Raw genomic sequence first — 7,076 nt, 5'->3', positions numbered from 1 at the left:
CTTTTGGATCATTAGCATCATAAACCCAATTTGTATTAAATATTTTAATTGTCTCTTCATTTTGGCTACTACCAATTAGTAAAGAATGAAATCTTGTTTTATCCTTTTGGGCATCAATGATCTTTTGTTCAGTATCATTTGGAATTTTATCCATAACAAAGTCAGATATCATCACAACATCAGCTTTTTTATAATTTTCTTCTTTTAGCATTTTTAAAGAATGCTCCAAAGCTGGAGTAGAGTCAGTGCCTCCTTGAAAAGACATTTGTAAAAACGAAATAACATTTTTAAAAGAGGTTTTGAAAGATGTTAGTTCCAATGTTTCTATTTTTGTAGAAAATGAGATAAGATAACATTTTCTGTCTTCTTCTACTGCTCTTTTTAAAAAAGCAAAAGAAAGAGTTTTTGCAATTACCTCAGGTGTTCCATTCATAGAAGCTGAAGTATCAACACATAGAATGAAAGGACCTTTTTTATTTTCTTTTTGTTTTTTTATCCTCTCTTCTATTGTTTCTGCTTTGTAATCTAAAAACTTAGAAGAATATTCAAAATTTTGTAATCGTCCTTCTATATATTTTTTAAAAAAAATGGTCTCTAAATCTTCGTCTAAGAGTGCTAGTTCTGAAGGTAAAAGTCGATTCAAGTCTTTTCCTTCTGTAACTCCCACCACTTCCTCCTTAAATGCTGGGTCTGGCTTGTAATAAGAAACATATACAATTTTTTTACGAATTTCTTCTTCATACTCAATTTCAGCTTTTCTCATTCTTCCAAGTGAATCAACAAAGTTCTCCAAGGAATGGTTATTTTCTAACATCCTTGCATATTCTATTAATACATCTATACCAGAATCAGTCCAATCACCAGAAGACAAATCCCATAACCTTCCAAGTTCTTTAAATATTGGTTTTAACCGACCTTGTAATTGTTTGATTTTATCTATTCGCTCATAAAAATCTTTTATAAACTTTTTTCTTTCTGATTCAATTAGTTCCAATTCTTCTTTAATGATCTTTTTAGTAAAACTTTCATTCCAAGCTTTAACAAATGCATTTTTAATATCCCTTATAGATTTTTTTCGATCTTTTTCATTTTTACTTTTTTCGATTTCCTTTTCATAAAAATTATGATTTATATCGTTGTATTGACTTGTAATTGATTTTATATCTTTCCATTTTCTACGAAACTGTACTTCATTGTAATTCATTAAACTTTGGATTTGTTTTTTTTCTTGTTCATACTTTACTTTATTATTTATAATTTTTTTATTTGTGCTTTCCAGAAAAGAAATGACTTCTTTTAATAAATCATCTTGTAATGTTTCATTATTCTCTGTAATAGATCGTATATCATTTTTCTTTTCATTAATAATTTTATCACATACAATATAATATTCATCTCTTTCTTTAAGATTTGTAACTTCTCCTTCTCCTTTATTTTTAATTAGAGATAATGTATAATCAATCAATTTTTTCCTATATTCCTCAGTTTTAATATACCCATATTTTAAAAATTGATTAATGGATTTGAAGATTTTATCAGTTAGCATTAGTATAAAAGTCTCTTATTTCATTTAGATTCACTCTCAACATTCCAAGTTTTTCGTCTATATTATTGAGATTACTCTTAACATATTTAGAAAAATCAGCAGGAATTAATAAATTAGATTCTATATCTTTATTGTTCTGGCGATGCTTATCGAGAACTTGATATTTATTTTCTATTTCGTTTAAATATTCTTCGAATTTTTTATTATATACTTCTTGAACTATATTAGAAATCTGGTTCTTGCCTCTCATAACTCTATATTCATCAAGCAATTGTATATTTTCTGATTCAAGATAATATTTCACATCATTACTACTATACCTAATTCCAGGTTCATCATTTAATTTGTAAAAACTACCATATGAATTAGCACTATCATCAAGTCGACGAAAATAAACACTACTACTACTACTATGACTCATATTGTGAAATTCTTCTGTTCTTATATATGGATAATCATTATTATAAGGATTTGAAAATTTATAATAAGTATTATTGCCATAAGTTCCTTTATAAGTTTTTAACTTTAGCAAACTTCTATTTTTTGACTTATAGAAAAATTCATTCACTCCAATAAAAGATTCGTCATTTTCTTTTCTATAAATTTTTAAAGGTGAATTATCTTTTTTATTTTCATATTCCTCTTTTCTAATATAAATATTTAATGTTTTATTGACATAGTAGCTATCCCAAATTCCAATATCAATTTCACATCATCTTTAAGATTTTGAATTGCTTCTTCTAATGCTCCAATATTTAAGAGTTGACTATAAGATGATTTTTCAACTACATCCTTTAATAAACTAAACAATATATCTAACTGTTCTGTTGTTTCCCAAAGACAATAAGGAATCAAAAAACAATCCATTAGATTCACTATATTTCTTCCATTTAGGAATGCCGATGTTCTAAGTAAATTTACAATCTTCCTCCATTTTCTATCTGAAACATAGATTATATTTAATTGATTATTGTTTTGATGTAATATGGCGTTATGTAATTGGATTTTTTCTTTTAGTAAAAGAATAACATTTATAACAACATCTTCAACTTGTATATCATTGATCTGTTGTCTAAATGTATTGTATTCATCATTATTAATTTTTATTGATTCATCTACAATATTATTATCATAAATATTTTGAGTGTCCAATATCATTTTTTGAAAACTTTTTATACTTTCTATATTATCAACATAAATACGAACTAGAAACCTATCCCAAAGAGCTTCAAGACCTTGATCTTTAGCTGGTAATTCATTTGAAGCACTGATTAACAACTTTAGTGGAATAGAAACCTCTTGATTTCCGTTTCTAAATTTTTTCTCATTAATAACTGTTAATAATGTATTTTGAATCGAAGGACCTGCCTTCCAAATTTCATCCAGAAAAACAACATCACTCTTTGGAAGATATCCTTCAATATTTCTTTCATATTTGTCTTCATTTTTTAATTTACTTATAGAAATAGGACCAAATATTTCTTCTGGAGTTGAGTATCTGGACATAAGATATTCAAAATGTTTCGAATCTTTAAAAACTAAAGTCAACCTTCTTGATATTAAACTTTTTGCTACCCCAGGTGGACCAAGTAAAAATATACTCTCACCAGCCATCGCAGTTAAAAATGCCATAGATAATGCAGCGTCTTTTTCATAGATACCAGTTTTTATGCTTTCTAATATTTTTTTTGTTCTCTCAATAAATTCCATAGTGTTTTACTTACCTTTTGAAAATAAATTTAAAATTTATGATAATTTTATTCTATAAAATTTTTTTTTTTCTAAAAAATAGGTTTTTTTTTTTTTTTTAATAATATGCCCACCCTACAGAGCTGCCGATAGGGAGTTTCACCGAGCAAGTGAGCTTATTCCACTGCAAGTGCTGTGACTGAGTAACTTCCAAAACAAACGAAGGCACAACACTTGCTTGGAGTTCCAAGCCTCTCTCGGTGCAAGGAAGTGAGCAACTTCCAACTCTGACTCACTTCCGCAGTGGGTATGCTTTGTTGTGCGACGTTTTATTTCCATTTTTATTTCCTAATGTCATAATTAAGCCTATTTTTTTATAAATAGCTATTTCCTTTTCGATGCTTCTTCACACTTCTTGAATTTATTTCTATAGGCTTAATATTAATTTCTACTCCTAATGTTTCAACTCAAGCCAACTTTCTATTCATTCCATATATCAGTTTCTTTACCTATTGTTCATAAATTCCTTAACTTTTCAGGTGGCTTGACTTCCATTACTGGCTACCAATAATGACCATAATATTGCCTTTCTTTACTTTCTACTCCAGATATACCAGTTCAAGTTACTTTTTAGCTTAATTCTCTAATACCTTGCCTATTGTTCTGTTCCAGATTCCTTAATTTCTTCGGTGGCTTACTTTTATGATTGGCTAACAATAACGTTCATTATGTTGCCTTTCTTTACTTTCTATTTTTCACGCACCAGTTTAAACCCTATTTCCATTCCTTACATAATATCTGATTCTATGCTTATTGTTCAATTCCAGATTCCTTAACTTTTTCGGTGGCTAACCGATAGGACTGGCTACCAATGATGTCCATTAAATCACCTTTCTCTACTTTCTATTCCAGATGTACCAGTTCAAGCCCACTTTCCTAGCTTAATTCTTTGTCATCATACCTAATGTCAAAAGTCCAAATTACATCTTTTAGGCTTTTGCCCGATTTTACACTCCTTTCGCGTCAGTTCAAAATTCAACAAAACAATTCTGTTTATCGAAATCATAAAGCCAGTAATGTCGCACAACGTTCAAGCATACCCGAAGTCGCCCTTGGCGATTTCACCGAGCAAGTGAGCTTATTCCACTGCAAGTGCTGTGACTGAGTAAGCTTCCAAACAAGCGAAGGCACTGCACTTGCTTGGAGAGACCAAGCTCTCTCTCGGTGCAAGGAAGTGAGAACTTCCAACTCGACTCACTTCCGCAGTGGGTATGCTTTGTTGTGCGACGGTTTATTAATCAATCATTTCTTTATTTATTTTTACATTTTTCTAATTATTTTATTGTAATCTACTCTTTGATTTATGCTTCTTCAATATTTTTATTTATTTCTTAAAAATCAGGCTTCAATTTCTTAATTTAAAAAGGCGATTCTAAAGGTTTATTATTTGGTCTAATTTCTATTTGAATAAATAATTATCCAATATATTCCCTGTTTCTTTTCCTAATTCCGTCATTTATGGGCGGACTCAACTTTTCTGTTGTTAGAAACCAATTCCCATTTTTAATTGTCTCCTGCAATACTAAGATTTTTTAATGTACTTTCTACTCCAGTCTACCCGTTCAAAATCAATTTCAGAAAAGAGTCCAAAAAGTCATGTTTCGACAAAGGTTAATTACATCTAACAACAGTTTCATATTTTTTATTTGAATAATAAATAAAGCCCAGAATGGAATTATATACACATTGATTGTTGTTTTGACTCTTTTGCTTATATTCAATTAGTTATAATTCTATCCTTAAATTTTTATTTAACTCCTAATTTTAAAGGCTATGGTTTCCCCTATATCTCTTAAAAGGCAAATCCAACTTACTGGGTTTAATGACTTTCATAGTTCTCATGGATACCCTTTCCTCTAATTATTACTTTTCATAATTCATAACGCTTTAATTCACAACATTTCAAAAATTGTTTGTGAGATAAACTATCATATATTCGCTATATCTTTATTTCCTTTCCCTAAACGTCCACTGTTCTCGATTTTCCGGACCTATTGTTCTAAACTCCAGTTCCTAATATCAATTAGTTTCAGCCTAATATTTAACTCAAGCTACTCTCGTAGGATTTGTTAATGCTTAGCGCTTTGGCTGACTCAGCTCTAAACAATTCACTTTTTTTCAAGCCCTAGGTTTGGGGCTTAACTGCGAATGTCCTGTGCTTGCTCTTCTATCAAGAGTTTAACTAAAGTTATCCTTACATATTCATCTATCCTCGTTATTCTCTTTCAAATCCTTCAGAATGTTCATATTTCTCAAAACTGAAACTTTTGTGTTGGTTCTTGAGGTATAGATCTTGTTTTACAATGCCTTAGAAATTTATATCTTTGGCCTGCAGAAAAATTATTTCAATTTTTTAGAAACAGTCATAAAGCCTTATAATCCTACTAATTTTATTTTCTTTTTCCAGCCTTGTTCATAAAACAGCTAAGCCCAACACAATGGCACTTAACGTTCAAACCTCGAAACAAGCCCGCGCTTCCCGGCATGGAAATCTCCGAAGCACAAGTGCCTCTCATTCCACTGCAAGTGCTGTGACTGAATTGGCTTCAATTCAGACGGGGGCAGGGCAACGCGCTTGGCAGGCCAGAGCCCAGGATCTTTTCTCCCGGTACTCAGTTTTGAAACGAACAACTGCCAATATGGTTCCTTCCGCGTTAGGTTGTGCTCAGTTAAGTAAGGTGTGCGTATATTTTTGAGCTCCTTTTGATAAAATATTTTAAAATTTTCATTTCCAATATTTATATGACTTAATTGTTGCCCTAATAACTTCGAATTCCCTCATATAACTCATCTTTATCTAAAAATCCATATACCTCTATATATGGTAATATTTTATTTACCCAAGTTTTTCCGCTTCTTCATTCAGTTCTTTAATTTATCTATAGCACTAGATTGTGTTCTATTAGAACAACGCCTAATTTGGTACCCAACCAAGCCATCTGATTATCAATCTTCCCCGATGTTTTTTGTAGCCATTTGGTTAGGACTACTAAAATAGGTTTTACTAGACAATTTTACCTTTTTTCCAAAACTAATTTTGACTCTTCTGAAAAAGTATTATTTGAAAGCCAAATAGGCTAAACCTATTTTATCATTTGAAGTTGCAGCTTAAAATCCATCTCTTTTAATGTCGCAATTCTTAGTTTCTTCAGTTTTAAAAGGAAAGAAATGAGTTATTAATTTGATATGATTTTTTCCTAAGTAAGAAACTTGTTTCTTAAGCAGCTGGAGTTTGATTTGAATTGAAAACCAAGCTCAAACAACTTTGCCCACAATCATTCATAAAATTCTATAGCAATTGGTGCAGTATGGTATCAAGATTTATTTCATCGTTCAACCAGAGTTGGTTTTGGTACTCTTCTTTCTTACAGCCTAAAGAACTAGGAGACTTTTCAAGAAAATTTCTTGAATTAACAAAAATGCTCCAGCGCCTTACAGCATGGGAAGATAAAATCTTTACATATTTTGAATTTTTGAAAGCGTTTCCCTTTACTTCATATTGTATTGAGCTGAAAAAATCTGGTCTAGCTCTAATCGCCTTGTGTCTGTATTTTGGTCTTTTACTTTTATTGCATTACTTAAAGGCAGTAGAAATACTATTCATTTGAATTTCGAGGTCTTGGAAACCAGTTACAAGATTTATTACATCTTTTTTTTTTTCCAATTAAGCTTTAAATGTTTTACCAATTAGATGAAGGTTCACTGTTAGAAATGTCGATTTCAACATAAGTCTTTTCTGACTTCATGGATAAATTCCATATTAAAATGCAATAGGGAAAAT

At 30.4% G+C, this 7,076-nt stretch carries 3 protein-coding genes; all 3 read right to left on the bottom strand.

From position 1 onward, the window contains the following. The coding region (locus IPM51_12215) for a VWA domain-containing protein (GenBank protein ID MBK9285062.1) at window positions 1–1,546 on the bottom strand (1,546 nt) is incomplete at its 3' end. Next, the gene (locus IPM51_12210; protein ID MBK9285061.1) at window positions 1,536–2,078 is read right to left on the bottom strand and encodes a hypothetical protein; all 543 of its coding nucleotides are present in this window, start codon (window positions 2,076–2,078) and stop codon (window positions 1,536–1,538) included. The genes IPM51_12215 and IPM51_12210, both read right to left, overlap by 11 nt. Before the next feature lie 128 nt (window positions 2,079–2,206). Further along, window positions 2,207–3,256, bottom strand: a complete 1,050-nt coding sequence (locus IPM51_12205; GenBank protein MBK9285060.1) for an AAA family ATPase — start codon at window positions 3,254–3,256, stop codon at window positions 2,207–2,209. Window positions 3,257–7,076 lie beyond the last annotated feature (3,820 nt).

The sequence above is a fragment of the Sphingobacteriaceae bacterium genome, from assembly GCA_016715905.1.
In the GTDB taxonomy this organism is placed as follows: domain Bacteria; phylum Bacteroidota; class Bacteroidia; order B-17B0; family Aurantibacillaceae; genus Aurantibacillus.
This window is presented reverse-complemented; position numbering and strand designations above follow the sequence as displayed.